The 16,914-nt window shown below is 64.8% G+C and carries 15 protein-coding genes and 1 pseudogene; 3 read left to right on the top strand and 13 right to left on the bottom strand.

What is annotated here, in order from left to right:
* Positions 1-3: 3 nt before the first annotated feature.
* The 8 genes from CA237_RS10750 to CA237_RS10785 form a co-directional block, all read right to left on the bottom strand.
* Positions 4-555, bottom strand: a complete 552-nt coding sequence (locus tag CA237_RS10750; protein ID WP_066693833.1) for a phosphoribosyltransferase family protein — start codon at positions 553-555, stop codon at positions 4-6.
* Positions 556-821: 266 nt separating this feature from the next.
* Entirely contained in the window at positions 822-1,295 is a 474-nt protein-coding gene (locus CA237_RS10755; protein WP_126014044.1) for a hypothetical protein, read from the bottom strand.
* Positions 1,292-1,885, bottom strand: coding sequence for a Panacea domain-containing protein (locus CA237_RS10760; protein ID WP_126014046.1), 594 nt, complete (start codon positions 1,883-1,885; stop codon positions 1,292-1,294). Before CA237_RS10760 ends, CA237_RS10755 begins: the two co-directional genes overlap by 4 nt.
* A gap of 72 nt (positions 1,886-1,957) precedes the next feature.
* The gene (locus tag CA237_RS10765; protein ID WP_126014048.1) at positions 1,958-3,784 is read right to left on the bottom strand and encodes a hypothetical protein; all 1,827 of its coding nucleotides are present in this window, start codon (positions 3,782-3,784) and stop codon (positions 1,958-1,960) included.
* The gene (locus CA237_RS10770) at positions 3,784-4,821 is read right to left on the bottom strand and encodes a TniB family NTP-binding protein (protein ID WP_126014050.1); all 1,038 of its coding nucleotides are present in this window, start codon (positions 4,819-4,821) and stop codon (positions 3,784-3,786) included. Before CA237_RS10770 ends, CA237_RS10765 begins: the two co-directional genes overlap by 1 nt.
* On the bottom strand, positions 4,808-7,156 hold the full coding sequence (locus CA237_RS10775) for a hypothetical protein (protein ID WP_126014052.1): 2,349 nt from the start codon (positions 7,154-7,156) through the stop codon (positions 4,808-4,810). Before CA237_RS10775 ends, CA237_RS10770 begins: the two co-directional genes overlap by 14 nt.
* A gap of 163 nt (positions 7,157-7,319) precedes the next feature.
* Positions 7,320-8,201: a hypothetical protein gene (locus CA237_RS10780; RefSeq protein WP_126014054.1), complete on the bottom strand. Its 882-nt coding sequence runs from the start codon at positions 8,199-8,201 to the stop codon at positions 7,320-7,322.
* 175 nt (positions 8,202-8,376) lie between these two features.
* On the bottom strand, positions 8,377-8,697 hold the full coding sequence (locus CA237_RS10785) for a hypothetical protein (RefSeq protein WP_126014056.1): 321 nt from the start codon (positions 8,695-8,697) through the stop codon (positions 8,377-8,379).
* Positions 8,698-8,756: 59 nt separating this feature from the next.
* Between CA237_RS10785 and CA237_RS10790 the strand changes: the two genes are divergently transcribed.
* Positions 8,757-9,890 carry a hypothetical protein gene (locus tag CA237_RS10790; protein ID WP_126014058.1) on the top strand — a complete coding sequence of 378 codons (1,134 nt, stop codon included), beginning with the start codon at positions 8,757-8,759 and terminating at the stop codon, positions 9,888-9,890.
* Here the strand turns inward: CA237_RS10790 and CA237_RS10795 are convergent.
* Both CA237_RS10795 and CA237_RS10800 read right to left on the bottom strand, forming a co-directional pair.
* Positions 9,860-10,876, bottom strand: coding sequence for a hypothetical protein (locus CA237_RS10795; RefSeq protein WP_126014060.1), 1,017 nt, complete (start codon positions 10,874-10,876; stop codon positions 9,860-9,862). The genes CA237_RS10790 and CA237_RS10795 overlap by 31 nt on opposite strands.
* Before the next feature lie 584 nt (positions 10,877-11,460).
* Positions 11,461-12,060, bottom strand: coding sequence for a hypothetical protein (locus CA237_RS10800; protein ID WP_126014062.1), 600 nt, complete (start codon positions 12,058-12,060; stop codon positions 11,461-11,463).
* Between the two features lie 340 nt (positions 12,061-12,400).
* Between CA237_RS10800 and CA237_RS10805 the strand changes: the two genes are divergently transcribed.
* Entirely contained in the window at positions 12,401-13,192 is a 792-nt protein-coding gene (locus CA237_RS10805; RefSeq protein ID WP_126014064.1) for a hypothetical protein, read from the top strand.
* Between the two features lie 104 nt (positions 13,193-13,296).
* Complete coding sequence (locus CA237_RS10810; RefSeq protein ID WP_126014066.1) at positions 13,297-14,313, top strand: hypothetical protein; 1,017 nt, start codon at positions 13,297-13,299, stop codon at positions 14,311-14,313.
* 260 nt (positions 14,314-14,573) lie between these two features.
* Here CA237_RS10810 and CA237_RS10815 read toward each other — a convergent pair.
* The 3 genes and pseudogenes from CA237_RS10815 to CA237_RS19665 form a co-directional block, all read right to left on the bottom strand.
* Positions 14,574-16,146, bottom strand: a pseudogene (locus CA237_RS10815) (IS66 family transposase).
* A gap of 43 nt (positions 16,147-16,189) precedes the next feature.
* Positions 16,190-16,537 carry an IS66 family insertion sequence element accessory protein TnpB gene (tnpB, locus tag CA237_RS10820; protein WP_126014068.1) on the bottom strand — a complete coding sequence of 116 codons (348 nt, stop codon included), beginning with the start codon at positions 16,535-16,537 and terminating at the stop codon, positions 16,190-16,192.
* Positions 16,534-16,713, bottom strand: a complete 180-nt coding sequence (locus CA237_RS19665) for a hypothetical protein (RefSeq protein ID WP_164523864.1) — start codon at positions 16,711-16,713, stop codon at positions 16,534-16,536. The genes tnpB and CA237_RS19665 overlap by 4 nt, the downstream gene beginning before the upstream one ends.
* Between the last annotated feature and the right edge of the window lie 201 nt (positions 16,714-16,914).

A 16,914-nucleotide genomic window follows, 5' to 3' on the forward strand; every position in this document is an offset into this window, starting at 1 on the left:
CGCTCAGCGCAGGATGATGTCCGCCCCATGCTTGTAGGCGCGAATCTCGTCTTCGCTCAACCCGTTGATCTCATGCGGAAAGATCAGCCAGTCGTTCGTCTGGTGCACGAAGAAGTCGGGTGCCAGGTCGGTCACGTTGCGCGCCGGCTTGTAATAGACCGTCGCGACCTTCACCGCGCCGGGCAGGGCATCGCCGCAACGTTCGCGCAATTCGGCCAGCACCGCCCGGATCGACCGGCCTGAATCGAACACATCGTCGATCAGCAGCAGGCGATCGTCGGGCGTCAGCACATCGACCAGATAACCGAGACCATAGACCCGGACCTCGGCATCCTGCCGGTCGATGCCGCTATAGGAAGCGGTACGGATCGCGATATGGTCGCTGTGCACCCCGCGATATTCCAGCAGTTCCTGCACCGCGATCCCGACCGGCGCACCGCCGCGCCAGATGCCGACGATATGGGTCGGGTGGAACCCGGCGTCGAAGACCAGATTGGCCAGGCGGAACGAATCCTCCAGCAGGCGGTCGGCCGACAGATAGACTTTGGTAGTCATGCAATTCCCGTCATGGCTGAAGGGCAACGGACGCGGCCGTCACGCGACCGGGAGGCGGTCGGACGTCACCGGAAAGATCGGATCGGAGGGAAGGTCGTGTCGGCTTCCAGAAACCGTCGCTCAGAGCCGGTCTGAAAACGCACGAATTTTTCAAACTGAGCGGTGACCTCGCTTGCAAGCCAACCGCTCATATAGCCGGTTTCTTCCATCCTAATCGCTCACTATCACGCGCGCTTCGCGGTGACGGCGACAACGGACAACCGGATTCACCGCCCAGGAACTGCGCGCCGCCCGACGTGCCTCTGGAAATGGAGGCTCGGGGTCATTGTTTTAATGGTGTCAAAAAGTCGATCCGCCTCCTCGCCCGTCGTCGTGCCGAGGTTCGCGATGTAGTTTAGGAGGTCGAACAGCACGTTCGACGCCAAAGTGCCAACGAGGACAGGCTTGAAGGACCGGAAGCGATCCACCTGTTCAATGTGCTGCAGGTTCGTGCAACTTACGGAACTGAAGTTCGTCGGCGTGGCCTTCAGGAACCGCATTTCCGAGGCGGCGATCTTCGAATCGAGCCGGTGAGCGCGATCGGACGGCGTATTCAAAAACGAGAAGTCGTAATCGAACGACAGGCAGAGATGATACTTGTTCTTGCCGATCGGGGGCGACCGATACCACCGAAACACGTCGCCAGGCGTCGCCACGATCCCCTCCGGCGCGAACGCCTTCCTGCCATACGCGTAGCTCACCCGACGTTTGCCGATGCCATTGCGAGGTCGGCCGCGGCGGCCGCGTCGATCATCGGGAAGTCACGCCAGTCCATCGCCGCTGCGCGATCGCCCTCGGCCTTGCCCAACCAAGCCGAAGCCCATGCGGGATGAGCGTGGGTCTCGATCGAAACCTTTCCGAACCCGACCGTGGTGACGTGATCGAGGGCGACGCGCAGGGCGTCGATGTCGCTAGGGGACAGCTTACGCCGATCGGCAGTGATACCGGCGGCGCGATAGTAGGAGCGATCGCCGTCCTGCTCCTGCAACCATGGGGCTCGCTCCACCCCGAACTCGCTCCAGCGGATGTTCGGCCTGTCGTTCAGCATGTCGACGGCGGTGTCGCCCACCGGTCCGTTCTTCATGGCGACGTAGTTGTCGAAGGTGATCGGCCGGCCGAAATCGGCGAGGTGCCGGTCGTCGGCCAGGAACAGCGATTTCACGATCTCACCCGTGGTGAGTTTCAGCCCAAGGCTGGAGGCCTCTTCGATGAGGAGCAGGATGGCTGCGAGCAGCTTCTGCTTCCTCGGAACGAATGTCGGAAGATCCTTGAAGTCCATGGGCGGGGTCATGGCTGATTCTCCTCTACCAAAATCCTAACATCCTATTCGCGGCAACCGGCCGCTATCGCTGCAGCGAACCGCTCACCAGCTATCCGGACGAAGCGTGAGCTCCTCGGCGCGCGCGCGTTCCCACAGTCCCGGCGCGAGCTGCTCCACGTGGTTCTCCCGGAGCCTGGCGACGATGCGCGGCGTCCCGATGCCGGTCCTGCGGGTGAGATCGAATGTCGTCACACCAGCTGCTGCCCTTGCGAGGACGAGGTGGACGGGCAGCAGCCGCCTCCTCTCGCTCCCGATGTACTCGATTCCTTCAAGCAGACCGACGGCGCTCTTGTTTCCGTTCAGGCACTCGAGCGCGTCTCCCGAAACCCAACGATCAGCTCGCTCGATCTCAACTTCGGGAGGTAGATCGTGGCGCAGCTCAGTGATCATCGCCACGTCACGTCGCGCAACGAGGATGCGACTGACGATGCCGCTCGCCTTCTCGTCGTTGCGGATGATGAACGGCAATGATCCATCCAGGATGTTCGCGATGGCGGCGGCCCAGGGCTTCGGGCGGCCCGAGACATGGCGGATTGCGTCGGCGAAGGAGATCGGCTCGTCGACCGACGCGGCGACCGCGTTCTCGATGCGAGCGGTGAGCGCGATGGCCTCGTCCAGGTGTGCCCGAGCCTGCTTCATGCCTGCCCCCGGAGCGGCGGGGGCGAACAGACGAGCCTCGAGCAACTGCTCGATGCCATACACGGGGATACCGAGTTGATTCGCTGCAAGGGTGCGCGAGCCGGCCACCCTCAGCTTCGGCGCGATGATCACGACCTCCGCCGGATCGAACGCGCGCACGCGCAGGGAACCGAGCACCCACTCGTGCCTAGTGAACCTGCCGTCATCCCAAGCTCGCTTCAGCGCCTGCTCGTCCACGCCCCCGAGCCGCGCGGCCGCCATGGCGCTGATGAACGGGGTGCTGATCCGCCCCTTTGACCCGGACGCGACATAGTTGGACGGTGCCACCTGGTTCGTCGAGGGAACCGTGCCCGTCGGGACGACCAGCGCAGGCGACTGACCGGCGCCATCGAGGATGGCGTAGGTGCGACGGGTCCAATCCCAGACGTTGGTGGGGCAATCGGGCGATCGCTCCATCCGCTCGAACCCGGTCGGCCATGCGAGAATCGCCTCGCAGGCTCGCGCGAGCGCCCCGGTGCGCGAGACGGGATCGAGGTTCGTCGCATCCGAGCTGGTCGACTTCGCCAGATTCATGATGACGTCGTAGATGAGCGTGCGGTCGGCCTGCCTGATCGCGGCGGGCAGCATGTCGATGGCTGAGCGCTGTTTGGCCGGATCGGGATCAACGAGGCCGGCGAGGAGCGTGAGAGCGGGTTTCAGATCACCGGCGACCTTGACGGCGGCGATCTTGCCGAGACTGCCGCCGCATGCGTGGCAATGGTCCGCGCCGTTCGTCGTGACCCAGTTCTGGCGGACGCCCTTCGGCTCGCAGGGGCAGGTTTCCTGAAGGATGTCCCACCCGACGGTCGAGAACGGCAGGTCCCGCAGCTCGTGGGTGGCGGGGTGGTGGAGGACGCCGTCTGCGATCGCCTGGGGCGAGAAGCGGCGCACTCGATCCTCGATGCGGCCCTTCATGACGTGGAGGCCGTAGAAGTCGCGGTGGCCCCGACCGACTGCGGGATAGCGACGCAAGAGCACCTCGCTCTCTTCGATGCGAAGCGCGGTAGCCAGGCCAGCGGTGTTCAGATGCGGGCTCTCGGAGACGAGCACGCGGTTGCGGTTCGGCATGCCGAAGTGGCGGAGCATGCCGAAGGTGTGCGGAATGCGGTTGTCGTAGCAGCCGTCGAAGACGAGTCCCCGGAGCGATGCTCCGGGGACGAGGTTGGCTGCGCGGCGGGCCTGACGTGCCATCAGCCGTGCCGCAGGGGATTGTGCTTGATGAACCTGTGGCCGACGTTCCACAGGTCGATCGCGGTGACGAGGTCGTCGCGGGTGACGTGGTCACGGCCGTCGCGGATGGCGGTGCGGACGGCCGTGCGGACGGTCCCCATCAGCTGCCCGATCACGCCGTTCGTGGCCTCGATGAGCGGGCGATCCAAGTCCGGATCGTCCAGGCCGATCCTCTTGGCCAGGATACCGTCGGCGACGAGGCGCATGTCGAGGTTGGCGAGAAGCCCGCCCCAAACCTCCCTCTCGTAGTCGTCATGCCAGCGCAGGCCGTTGAGGCTGCACGGCGCCGTGAGGCGGCCACTCAGCTCGAGGTCCCTGGCGAAGATCGGCACCGCCTCCTCGGTGCCGAGCAGCGCGACCGGCACAACGCCGCCGTCGAGCAGCAGCTTGACGGACGAGGTGATCTCGCCGCCGAAGCCCGACCGCTTGCCGCCGTGGTGGCTCTCGTCGATGATGACGAGCTCCGTGCCGGCGTCGGCGAGGGCGTCGAGCGTGCGGCGGCGCAGGCTGTGCTCGGTCCCGTTGAGCGCGAAGCCGTCTCCCAGCTTCGCAAGCGCCTCCACGTAGAGGCTGCGCGCGGTGCCGGAGTTGTCGAGACGGATGTGGAGGACGGAAACCTGCCCGTCCTCGTCGTCGGCGTTGATGCGCTTGGCGTATTCCTCCGCCGTGGTCGTCTTGCCGGCGCCCGTGACCTCGAAGAGCGTCATACCCAGCATGGGCAGACCCTTCATCTCGAGTCCGGTGAGCCGGATCTCGTCGAACTCCGCGTGGATCTCGAGCTGGCGCGGCTCGGGCAGTCGCAGGCTCCTGATGCCAGCGATGGCCTTTCCGACACGCTGGGAGCGGTGTGCGAGCGATCCCGGCCGCGGCGCGCCGGCATCGCGGCGGTCGCGAGCCGACGTGTCGCGCCGAGCGCCGTGGCGGGGCGCTGCGAGGGTCTGCTCGGCGTCGGAGGCGCGCAGCGCCTCCGACTTCTTGGCGCTGTTATTGTCCGTCATACGTCACTCCCCACTTCGGGCGGTTGGTCGAAGCCGGCGTGACGCCGGCGCGATTGTCGACGGGTGCCGACCTGTTAAGCGATCCCGCATCACGGGGATCGCGATCCTTCGGCTGCTTGGCCTTGGCGCGCCGCGGCTTGGCGACACCCGCCGCGCGCTCGGCGGCGGCAGCGGGGCCACCGCTCTCGTTGACGCGCGGGGTCTTCGTGGTGGCGTCGGCGCGGAACGGCGCGGCGAGGCCACTCTTGAGCTGCGTGTCGGGGGCGTCGGCGGGCTGCGGCGCGACGAGGGCGGCAACGTCCTCGTCGATGACCTCGGCGATGTCACCCATGATGCGCTTGAAGAGCGGCGAGTCCTTGAGCTTGGCGAGCGTGGCGCGGTCGTGCTCAGCCGCCTCGGGCGTGATGTCCCGGATCGCGTCGAACAGGTTGGCGCGGATCTCGATCAGGCGGTCGCCATCGGTATCCTCCGTCTCATCATTGTAGTCTCGCATGTCGAGCTTCGCGATGTCGGCGATGCGCTTGTGCGCCCAGAGCGGGAGGCCGTCGGCGTAGTCCTGTCGCACGGCGGGCAGAGTGACGTAGCGCTTGGTCCGCTCGTTCCAGACGTGGACCCGGCCCATGTCGCGGCGCGAGTACTTGACCTTCACCGGCAGCGTGGAGACCTCGTTCTTGGCCTCCGAGGCGGGCTGCAGCGACACGATGTCGTCGATGAGCTGCCGCGTCAGCTTGGCGTCAGAGTAGCGGAGACCCTTGATCACGACCCCGCTGGGCCGCAGCTTCCCGTCGAACTCGACGTCGCCGATCGACCTGCGGAACTCGTCGAGGTCGTCGATGACGGCGATGCCGTAGCGGGCGGTCTGCTGCTTGAACACCAGCGCGGGCGAGCGTCCGTCGAGCCCTTTGTGCGGCTTGAGGTGGTAGACGCAGATGGCGCGGAGCAGCAGCTCGCGAGCCTTGCGGATCGGCACCATCACCATCGTGGTGTGATCGAACCCGAACTCCCGCGCGCGCGGGATGTCGTAGGTCGCGGAGGGCAGGTCCTTGAACGCCATCCCGAGGATGGTGCCGATGGCGCGCTCCATCTCCGCCTTGTCACGGGGCATATGCGCGCCGGAGAAGTGGACGTCGGTGCCCGCGTCCATCATCGCGTCCTCGAAGTGGCGCGAGTGGTGTCCGGAGAGGTTGTCGAGCAGCACCGCTGCGAGCCTGCAGCAGATCCACTTCAGCTCGGGATGGATGTCGTCGATGTCCCTCGGGATGGCCTTGGGCGTGTTGGCGTGCGCGTAGGTCTCGAGCGCGGTGGCGCTGGACGGCTCGTCCCAGCAGAGATCCCACCCGATGATGCACTTGCTGACGCTCTCCATCATCGCGGTGAAGGTCGCCTGACCGAGCGGTATGCCTAGTTCGTCGTCGACGAGGAAGATCGCCGGGACCTTGGTGTCGTCCATCTGGCCGAAGGCACCGATGCGGGTGTGGCGGTCAGTGACGCCACCGCCGCCGTAGCGCTGGTAGACGGCTTGGCGGCCGTGCTCAGCCTTGAGCGCGGCCGAGGATTGCAGGTCGCGGCCCATCCGCCAGAAGGTCGTGTAACTCACGGCTTTGTAAGGGACCGGCGGCTGGGGATATTCTGCCCCCTCGCGGCCGGTGGGCTCCCCGCGGTTGATCCGCCCAACCTCTGCCCTGTAGCTGGTCCAGGGCTTGTACGCCTTGGCCTTCGCGATCGGATTGGCCGTCGACTTCCGTCCGACGCTGATCGCGAGGTAGTGGGACAGGATCTCGATCGGGTGCCTAACGCGACGGCCGCGCCGCTTGCCCGTCATGGCGACGCCGTCGCGCGCGCGACGATCACCTTGGAAGCCCCGCTTGTGGATCCACGACCGCAGGGTGGAGCCGGCGTAGATGCGGGCGCCCGGCATCGCGGCGATCGTCGGGTCGGTGAGCAACTGCTCATTGAATCCGCGGAGCGCGCGATCCGAGAGGCCGCAGGGCTTCTTGTCGTAGGCGCGGTTGAAGGTGGTGCGGAACTCGGACGCGGGATCCTCCGCGCGGGCTGCCGCGGCGCTGAGTTCGCGCTTGCGCGCCGCCTGGCGGGGTCCCTCCTCGAGATCGCGGGCCCGCTTGACCATCGTGCCGGCGGCCATCATGCGGGCGATCTCGTTGGCGTTCGGCTTGCGACCGATACCGGTCTCCTCGTCGGGCACCTCGAAGTGCACATTGCCGCCCATGATGCGGAAGGTGACGAGGCCGTCGGGGTCGATGCGCTCGAACACGTGGTCGACGTGGTCGATGGCGACGATGTCGCCCGGTTCGAGCTTCAAGGGCAGTTCCTTCATGTCGTATCTCCTGGACGCAGGAGTCCGCGCTCGCGGACACGCGTCCACGACCGGGAACCCCGAGGGCTGTTCGTTGGTGGTCAGTCGTGTCGCGGGGGCCTTGGCCACCGACGCACTGTCGGCGGGCGTGGCGCGTCCAAGCAGGTGACGAGGAAGGCCATCGTCAGAGCCTGATCTGATTGTTGTGCGGCATGGGCGCGAGCGGGGTGATCACGGTGTCGCACGTGATGCGGTTGTCGAGGTCGACATCGATCCGGCCGAGAGCGACTGCGTTTTCGATGACTGCGTTGCCGCGGCGGGGGTCGTCGGGAGCGAGGATGTCGCGGAGCATCGACCACGGCATCGGATCGCCGTTCATGACGAAGGCGTTGATGACGTCCTGCTCCTCGCGGTCGAGCAGCAGGAAGCGGCGCGCGTAGATCGCCTCCACATTCCGCATTCGCCAGCGCGGTCCGGTGATGGCGGCGTGGTAGAGGATGCGGAAGTCCCAACCTCCGCGCCGCGCGATCTCAGCAACAGCTCCGATCTTGTGGCGGTAGGCCGGGGGGGCGAGGTCGGCGGGCGTCCGCTTCACCTCGATGAGCTCGATCCGGCCGTTACGCATGAGGCGGATGTGGTCGGGGGAGTAGTCGAAGGGCACGCCGCCGGCCTGCCCGCGGATGAGGAACGGGTGGGCCTGGTAATCGAGGCACTGCGGGTTCACCTCGTTCCACATGGTTAGATCACGGTGCCCGCGGCCCTCCACGATCTGCTGAAGACCGGTCTTCCGCGACACCATGCGGGAGCGGAGGTGCTGCTGGCCGCGGTTGATAACCGGACGCGCGTGGCCGCCGTGCTCCAGCACGATGATCTGCGCCATGCGACTTGCCTCGTCGAGCCCATGCCAGCGCACCGACGGGCGGTGGATACGGGAACGCGAGCCCGGATCGGCAGGATCGCGGTAGCTGGGGATGCGGGGATCCGCATGGCGCGGTTGACGGCGAGCGGCAGGCCTAACCATGGACGTCTGCTGCGACCGCTTCGAGCCTTCTTCATTGCGCTTCATGCTTGAACACCTCTCTACGCGACAGGGACATGGCGCCGCTTGCGCAAGCGCGAGGGCATCAGCAGGATGATCCTGGATCTCCGCCACGCCGAGACCCGTGCAGCACGGTCGGACGTAAGCGGCAGGACGCCAGACTGCTGGATTGCCGAACCAGTTTCGGACTGCTTGCTGGCACTCACTGGACGACATCCGGTGCGGAGGTGTCAGTGTGGGGCTTGGAACCGCACACGGACCATCCGCCGGTTTCCAAGGCGAACGTAAGAGCCGGGACGGTCGTCCAGGCCTTATAGGCGGGGAGGCGCGAGGACGATGCCACCTGGAGGAGGAGCACGTCCTCCTCAGCTGCCTTGAGCCGAAGCCGCTTCACGACCCGAGCCACGCTCTGCGCGGTGGAGAACGGCGCACCGTTCAGAATGCTATCGACCGCTTGATTCATCGCCTCTTCCTCCGTATCGGTCAAGCGCATATGACCGGAAGCGACGATGTAGGCGGGCAAAAACCTTCTTCAAGCGTTTATGACCGGAAAAATTGTTTTCAGCTTGGAGGCTGTATTTAGTGTCGCGCGAGCAGCAGGTGTTTGGGGCGGTTTGGCCGGATGGCATCCCCGCCAGCGAGCGAGTGATCTACGAAGCGGTGCCGCCTGAGGACAGGCCGCAGGTGATCGAGCGGCTCGACGCTGCCTTCCGGGCGGCCAACGGCGAACCTTGGAAGCCATTGGCGGACAAATTAGGTCTCAAGCGTTCGGCTTTTTACGATCTTCGCAATGGATGGAAGGAGCGCAAGCTGTCCGGCGTGATCCCCTATGACCGCCGTGTGGGACGGCGGCTGGTGATCAAGGAGCAGGATCCTCTACGCTCCAGCGCCAGGGATCTGCTCCGCAGCAGAGACAGGGGAACCCGCAACGTGGATATCGCGAAGCGTCTGCTCGAAACGCACGGCGGACTTGCCGAGGACGCGGGTTACAATGCGAGACTGTCGGCGCTCCAGCGGATTGAGAGGTTAGTGCAGGAGGAGAGGCGTGAACTCGCCCGTGACCGTGTCTATCTTGAGCGTGCCTACGGCCAGCGCATTGTCATTGATCTCACAGCGGTATCCATCGTGTTGGACTTGCCAGATCCGAGTTTGGCCGTTGTCGCTATCGTCTTGGAGGAAGCCAGCGGGTTAATCATGGGGAGCGTGCTTGACACGTTGGACGATGCCGCCGGGGCGCAGGCTGCGGCAATCGATGCGAGCATCGAGTTCCTGCAGCAGCGTAAGGCAGATGTAGCTGTGTCGGGTTTGATGGCGGACCTTGTGGTTACGCTTGCACCCGGATCCCGCCCAGATCCGACCGGTGAAGCCGAGCTCGCGGAAAAGGTGCGCGACCTCGACGTCGGCCACGGCACGTACGCCTTCGGACAGAACCTGGTGCAGACCGTGGGGCCTCGTGTCGGTAGGATGACGCTCGCGCCGCGACGTACGTTGACGATCGATGCGGCGAAGCACCTCGAGAATAGGAAGGCCGATCTCATGACCCTCTCGATGGCCCGGGCGCGATGGGAACGGGAGGTGACACGCCACAACCAACCGATCCTGGAGGGGCTCGCCGAGGCCGGACTGGTGGACTGTGCTGGCGCGGGTGACGGGGTGATGGCGCGGGCGTTGCGCGCAACATCAAACTATCTGAGCGGGATATATCCGTCCGCTTGAGCGGCGAGGCTCTGCTCCAGAATATGTCGCCTGACATCGGTGATGAACGAGAACGCGACGGTTGCCCTGGTGCCAACCAACCTACCGCGGACTATGCGGAAGGCATCCTCGGGCGTCAGCCATTTTCGCGCGTCCGTTACCTTGGACAAGCGCCGGTCGGCCGTCGCGGTGACGAGTCTAGGCCGCAGTCCGATGCCCGCGAATTTCCTGCCCATGAGGGCCTCGGCGAGTTGGCCGTGTTCGTATGCTCCGACGGATCGCGGCTCGACGTCGAAGCCCGCTACGCGGAGGATGTCATCGAACCCGTCCCAGCCAATGGTGGGAAGTTCGGGACGCACAATCCTATGTTGGAATGAGGTCGCGGACACGGCGGAGCGGCGCCCCCGCCGAACCGCGTCGAGCAATGCACGCGCGGCGGGCGCGGGTCCGACGGAATTTGAGAGCGATAGTCCGACGGCGGCTTCGAGCGCGGTGTCGATCACGATCGTCGCGATCGGTCGGACAGGCTGACCAACGTCGAAGCGGACTGGGATGTCGAGTACGGTGTAGTCGATGATGAGTCCGGCCGAACCGCTGAGATTGGCGGGGAGTGCTCGGGGTCGTGAGTGCGAAACGTACCGGGAGATGACGTCTCGGAGGGGCAGTTCCCGCTGGCTGCCCTGCTTAATGATGAGGTTAACGATTTCACGGGTGGGGGCCGTTGGACACTTGGCGATGACATCGTCCATGAAAGCCGCCTGTTCGGTGCTGACCGACATGCGCCTGCTTCTGGGAAAACCAGCGCCGGCGAGTGCTTCGGGCCTTCTGCTTTCCTTCCAAGCCTTGGCGAGGGTGTAGAACTGCGACTTCCTCAGGCCGAGCAGTTTGGCATGGGCTTCCGCGCTTGCGGGACCCGGCTGCGTGAGAAAACTCTCAATTACGGTGATCCGTCGCTGTACTTCGTCACGCCGCTCCGGCGCAACGAAGGTTAGGTCATGGCTTCCCATGATTTTTCCCTTCTCTCGATAATTTTGAAGATCGTGGAACCGGACTGTTCCGGTCCGACCGGCGGCCGCTATCCGTCCCACAGGAGGCGGCGGACGAGGTCCGGTGGATGCCTTCGGGTTGATGCGGAACGGCTGATGACGGAGTGCAGCCGCGCGCTGCGGATCACAGCATTGACGATGACGACCCCGGCTACGACCGGTTCGGCTCGCCCTAGGATGGCGATCACGGATTTGACGCCGGATCGCTGGCATGATCGGCGCTTCCCCGCAGGCTCGTGCAGAGTGCTTACGGCGAGGTCGTTACGGGATCCGCCGACGAGGCACGACCCGGTGCGGTTTGAAAATTTGCTGCGTGTCAGGCGGCAATCACGCGCCGGATGATCGCCGGGGGGCACTCCCTCGTCACCGAAGGGACGAAAGCACTGGTGGCGCCGCGGGAACAGGGAAAGGTTTCGGGAGGAAGGCACTGGACCAGAACCGCCGCAGGTCGCGTAATTCCAGCTACGCTAGCTGCTGGCGAACGAACGCATGGCGGGTAGTTCTGTCGGGGTTCCAGGCGTATGGGCGTGGCGGTGCTGTTGCCGTCATCCTCTCGAGGCCGCGTCCTGTGCGTGGGGCGGGGACGATACACGGGAAACGGGATCCGAGGCGTTCAGCGTATAAGTCGTCTTGCGAATGGCCCAGGACAGGAGGCAACGCCCGGTCGTCCGATCCGCATCCGCCGACAGAATTAACGCGTCAGGACAGGTGAGCATCGGGTGGTGAATAACCTCTCCGACGGGACGACCGACCGTCTGCGAGAGGATTGTCTCCGGAATGGACCGATCGAACTCGAGACGGGCGCGCTTCCGATCGATGACTAGTGTGACGCGCGGTGAGAGCTCCGCCTCCAAGCACAGGAAGCCTTGTTCGTCCCACGCTCCTACGCGGCCGAGGGGATGATCATCAGCCCGGATTACGATTGTGACGGGCCGCCGAAAGCCTGCGCGCTCGTCCGGATTTCGGATTTCGCGCGCGGACAGGATCAGCATGCGGGCAGGCGTCGCCCGTGCACTGGCGAGCACCTTCAGTGCGAGCGTGGAGGTCCCGTGCACATTCATCGCGAGTTCTGCTCGACGATGCTGAACCCACCGTTCGATCTCGGCCTGGTCGAATAGCAGAGCGCTCTCTTCCGTGTTCCGCATCTTTTCCCACCTCTCTCGATCCTATCAGCTCTCTCCGAACTCAATGGACGCCATCATCGGGGACGAGTGCCACGGCACGGCTCGGGGGCTGCGAAGGTGTCGTTCGCCGTCAGCGCATCTCAACGCGGCTGAATTGATCTTTCAGTTCGATGAGGTGGTCCCGCCGTCGGTTACGACTGCTTGCGGAACAAGTCTGTTGATGCGTAGGTGACCCCGTCGATGTCCAGAGATTTCATCGTCTCGGCACAGCCCGTGATCAGGGCATCATCGACGGAGTGGCTGGAAGATGGTCCTTCCATCGCCTCTTGTCAATGTAGCCCAAGGAGGCGATGCAGCCACGATGATGACCACGGACGAACAGCTCAACTTCTACAGGTTCCGTTTCGGCCGGACAATGACGGCGACCGATTTGGCCGCGTTCTCACGTGATCTGGAGACGTGCAACTTAGACGTGATGTCTGGTGCGCTCAAGCAAGCGGAGGCTGCCGCCCTAGCAGCGAAGAAGCCGACGCGGGATGCGCGGGGAGCGGTGATGGCGCAATACGAGCGAGGTGTAGCGCAACTGGCTCAGCTCTTCCCCGTCTTCTTCGTGTTCGAGAGCGCGTGGAGGACCTTCGCCGCGGCGACATTGCGCGGCATCTACCAAGGGGACAACTGGTGGCACGGGGTTCGCGACGCCGTGGCGCAAGGGGCCGAGGTCACCGGAATATCGCACCTAGGAGGGCGCCCTGCGGCAGGTGAGATGGTGCGGACCATCGGTCACGCATTGAAGAATGTCTCATCGTGTAGCGATCTCTCGACCACCTACGAATTGGTGGAGATCTGCAGCCTGTATCACCTGAGCAAGCTGCTGGAATATCACTGGGCCGAATTCATTCAACGCTTGAACGCGGAAACGGCGTTAGGTGCCCCGACTTGGGGGGCATTCGAAGGATTGTTCCGGCGGGTCCGCCACGCCCGTAACAACGCCTATCATCATCGCGTCGTATCCGGCCGGGCCGAGGTGGTGGCCGCCGCCGAACAACTCCTGGATCTGCTCGACGTCCATCTCGGCGGGCGGCAGGCTAGGATAACAGGCCAAGTGCTCGCGCCGCTTCAATTTACGCTCCCCGAACTCGTGCGGCATTGCTGATCGCCCCTGCGGTGCGCCAATGAAGAACGCGGCCGGCGTCTCGCGAAAACAGTTCCTAAAGGAAGGGCGGTCTAGCCTGACGTCATGGGCTTCGAGATTCCGCGATGCAGTTGACAACCAAACGGCAAATCACCGACAGGCTTGATCGGGTCCGCGCCTCTTGGTCCGGGACGCCGAATCCATTCGATCGGGTTCTAGACCATGCCGCGGGTTTCTATATAGCCGGCGACATCGATCCCCGAGATCTGCGTGCCAAGATCGCACGGCTCGAATCGATTTTGCGTGACCGGATGCCTGATCTCGTGGTTCAGCGTGCTCGACGATCCGCGTCAATCACTCCTCGGCACGTAGCGCTCATCGTCAGCGAGCCCGTGATCGTCGACATGCACGGGCATAGTTTTGTAAGTGTCGAAAGTCACGCGGTGGTTCTGATGGCGGACTCGCTGCACTACGTCAGCGGACTCCTTCCAGGAAGCACGACGCCGCACCTCTTCGAGCAAATGGTAAAGCGCGGTGGAACGCTGACGTCGTTGACCGAGGTCCTTCTCGGCCTGTCACGTCTCTGGCCCACCTTGCTGCAGATGCGTATGAGGCAGCGACTGCGCGGGCAAGGAGTTCCGCCGCGTGCGATCGTAACTCCTTATGGAGACGGCCTACTGTTCGCGGCCGTGGAGAAGGTATCGGGAATGCCAGGCAGCGGCACGACCGCGGTGACCGTTGTACGGGGGGGCGGTGTCAATCATAGGGACTTGACGGACTGGTACGCACGGGATGGCGAGCGTGTTAATGTCGAGACGAAAACCTTCGTCGGCGCGGCGCAGCTGAAGCCGAAGCAAATCGAGGTTCGGGATCGCCTACGCGACTTCGAGCGTGAGTACCAAGACGTGATCGCGGACGGTGACTGGCGCTGGCGCATCGGGCTGGGTCAGCCGGATGCGGCAGTAACCGCCGTTGCCGCCGCGTATATGTTAGTAACGCCACCGCTGGAGCGTCGGGAATCGGCTTTTGACGCATTGGAGGCGATCGTTGAAAGCGCGTGTTGGATCGATGAGGCGATCAAAAACGAGGCCAATCAGCGCCGTAACAAGGGTGATAATTCTCCGTCGTCTCCGACGAAGTAGCCTTTTGCGAGGCGAGGTGGCATGGTCCTAAGAGCTTGAAGCCGGCCTGTCCTTAAACGTCTGCGCGTATCGGAGCTGCAGTCCGCGCAGCGGCTCTGCGACGTCCTCTGTCAGCACCGGCAGTCAGTCAGCCAGAATGAGCGCGATGGCGCGACCGTATTCTAACGCCGCGTTGAGCGCTCCGAAGATCTGTAGCGAGTTGCCGAGGTAAATGCTTCCCTGATCGAACCTCTTCGTAAGCGTAGTTTGGAGGCCGCAGATTATGCTGCTTGCGCAATCGGCTGATCTGCCGGCTGCATCCAGTTCCAGGGCATGAGTTCATCCCAGCGGCTGGCTGGCCAATCGCCCGCGACCCTGGCGATAACGTCGGCGATATAGGCCTGCGGGTCGACGCCGTTCGCCTTGCAGGTCTGGAGGACGGTGTAGATTGCGGCGGCCCGCTCGCCACCTGCGCGCGAGCCGGCGAACAGCCAGTTGCGGCGTCCGACCGCTACACCGCGCAGTGCGCGCTTCGCGATGTTGTTGTCGATCTCGAGGCGACCATCCCCCAGGAAGCGCGACAGCGCCGGCCAGCGTTTGGTGCCATAGGCGATGGCCCGGGCCATGTCGGACTTGGGTGATAGACGGCGCAGGGCCGCGTCGAGCACCGCGCGCAGTTCATCGACCAGCCGCCGGCTTTTCTCCTGCCGGGTTCGGTGTCGCACGTCGGGCGGCTGGCCGCGGACCTTGGCCTCGACAGCGTAAAGGGTGCCGATCCGCTCGAGGATGTCGGTGGTCAGCGGCGTGGGTGACCGCTCGTGGAGATCGAAGACCTTGCGCCGAAAATGTGCCCAGCACCCAACTTCGGTGCCGCCGCTGCGGTAGAGTCCGTCATAGCCGGCATAGGCATCGGCCTGGAGAAAACCATGAAACCCGGCGAGGTGGGCCAGCGGATGCGCGGCGGTGCGGTCGGGCGTGAAGCGATACCATGTTGCGCGCGGTGCCGTGCTGCCGGATGCCCGGTCGTCGGCGGCATAGACCCATAGCCGCCCAGTGGCGGTCTTGCCCCTGCCGGGGTCGAGTACCGGCACCGGCGTGTCGTCGGCATGGATCTTGTCGGCCTTGAGCACCTCGTCGCGGATACGGCTGACGATGGGGTCGAGGAGCGCGGCGGCCTGTCCCGTCCAGCTCGGTAGTGTCGAGCGGTCGATATCGAGACCCTGCGCGGCCATCATCTCGGCCTGGCGGTAGAGCGGCAGATGGTGGCCGAACTTCGAAACGACGATGTGCGCCAGCGTCGCGAAGGTCGCCTTGCCGCGCGCAATGGCGCTGACCGGTGCGGGAGCCTGGACTAATTTTCTCGCACACCCGGCAGCTGTATTTGGGACGGACGTTGCGCACGACCCGCCAGCGCACCGGCACGATGTCGAGCATCTCGTGTGCGTCCGAGCCGAGCGCGCGCAATGCACCGCCACAGTCCGGGCAGGTGCAGGCACCCGACGCCGGCTCATGGACGACCTCCTCGCGCGGCAGATGTCCGGGCAGACTGCGGACGGGCACCGGCCGAACCGCCACGCCAGGGTCAACCATCTCAGGCCCAGGCGCATCGCGCTCGGTCTCGAGTTCCTCCAGCGCGAGTTCGAGCTGCTCGATGTCGCGCCCCAGCTTTTCGGACGACGCGCCGAACTGCATCCGCCGCAGCCGCGCGATCTGTCCGCGCAGGGTATCGATGAGCAGGTCGCGGGCTGCCAGCGCGGCATTGGCCCGGGCAAGCGAGGCCTCCAGCGCGGCAATCCGCGCGGTCGCATCAGCAGGAGAAACGGGCGCTTCCGACACCCCGTTTCCATAGCAGATTGCAGGTCGGTGAGCGAGGGAAAGTGGCGCAAAACCGCCGTTCCTACCCCGCCAGCGTCGGTGTGAAGGTTCGCTCGGGACGCCGCCAGTCGATGCCCTCCAGCAGCATCGACAATTGCGCCGGCGTCAGCACCACCGTGCCCGTCGCGGTCACCGGCCAGACGAAGCGGCCACGGTCCAGGCGCTTGGAAAACAGACACAGACCCTGCCCATCGAACCACAGCAGCTTGACCAGATGCCCCCGCTTGCCGCGGAACGCGAACAGCGCACCCGAATGCGGGTTCTGCGCCAGCACCTGCTGCACCAGCACCGCCAGGCCATCGAAACCCTTGCGCATGTCGGTCACCCCGCACGCAAGGAACACCCGCGTCGGTAGTGGCACAGGGTTCACCGCAGCACCGACAAAACCCGTGCAAGCGCATCTGCATCCACGCCTGCGTCGACACTCACCCGCACGCCGCCCGGCAACTTGATCTGGATGAGCCCCGATGGACATGGCGCCGGCTGTGGCGCTGGCGGCGTCAGTTCCGCCACCTGCACCTCGGCAAATACCGGCAGCGACGGCATCGCCCCGGCCAGCTTGCCTTCGCGCAGCTGCTTGCGCCACGTGTAGATCAGGCGTAAGCGTGGCGTGAGGACCGCAGTTTATGCGGCTTGGGCTGTTGGCTGATCTGTCTGGGGCACCCAGTTCCACGGCATCAGCTCGTCCCAGCGGGTGGCGGGCCAGTCGCCGGCGACCCTGGCGATGACATCGGCGATATAGGCGAT

This window comes from Sphingomonas sp. ABOLH, assembly GCF_003951715.1.
Classification (GTDB): Bacteria; Pseudomonadota; Alphaproteobacteria; order Sphingomonadales; family Sphingomonadaceae; genus Sphingomonas; species Sphingomonas hankookensis_A.

Bases quoted from the DNA above. Each gene is read 5' to 3' on its own strand.
- CA237_RS10810 (WP_126014066.1), top strand. From the start codon at position 13,297: ATGCAGTTGACAACCAAACGGCAAATCACCGACAGGCTTGATCGGGTC.
- CA237_RS10750 (WP_066693833.1), bottom strand. From the start codon at position 555: ATGACTACCAAAGTCTATCTGTCGGCCGACCGCCTGCTGGAGGATTCG.
- CA237_RS10800 (WP_126014062.1), bottom strand. From the start codon at position 12,060: ATGCGGAACACGGAAGAGAGCGCTCTGCTATTCGACCAGGCCGAGATC.
- CA237_RS10795 (WP_126014060.1), bottom strand. From the start codon at position 10,876: ATGGGAAGCCATGACCTAACCTTCGTTGCGCCGGAGCGGCGTGACGAA.
- CA237_RS10770 (WP_126014050.1), bottom strand. From the start codon at position 4,821: ATGACGGACAATAACAGCGCCAAGAAGTCGGAGGCGCTGCGCGCCTCC.
- CA237_RS10765 (WP_126014048.1), bottom strand. From the start codon at position 3,784: ATGGCACGTCAGGCCCGCCGCGCAGCCAACCTCGTCCCCGGAGCATCG.
- CA237_RS10775 (WP_126014052.1), bottom strand. From the start codon at position 7,156: ATGAAGGAACTGCCCTTGAAGCTCGAACCGGGCGACATCGTCGCCATC.
- CA237_RS10760 (WP_126014046.1), bottom strand. From the start codon at position 1,885: ATGACCCCGCCCATGGACTTCAAGGATCTTCCGACATTCGTTCCGAGG.
- CA237_RS10805 (WP_126014064.1), top strand. From the start codon at position 12,401: ATGATGACCACGGACGAACAGCTCAACTTCTACAGGTTCCGTTTCGGC.
- CA237_RS10780 (WP_126014054.1), bottom strand. From the start codon at position 8,201: ATGAAGCGCAATGAAGAAGGCTCGAAGCGGTCGCAGCAGACGTCCATG.
- CA237_RS19665 (WP_164523864.1), bottom strand. From the start codon at position 16,713: ATGCCGTCGCTGCCGGTATTTGCCGAGGTGCAGGTGGCGGAACTGACG.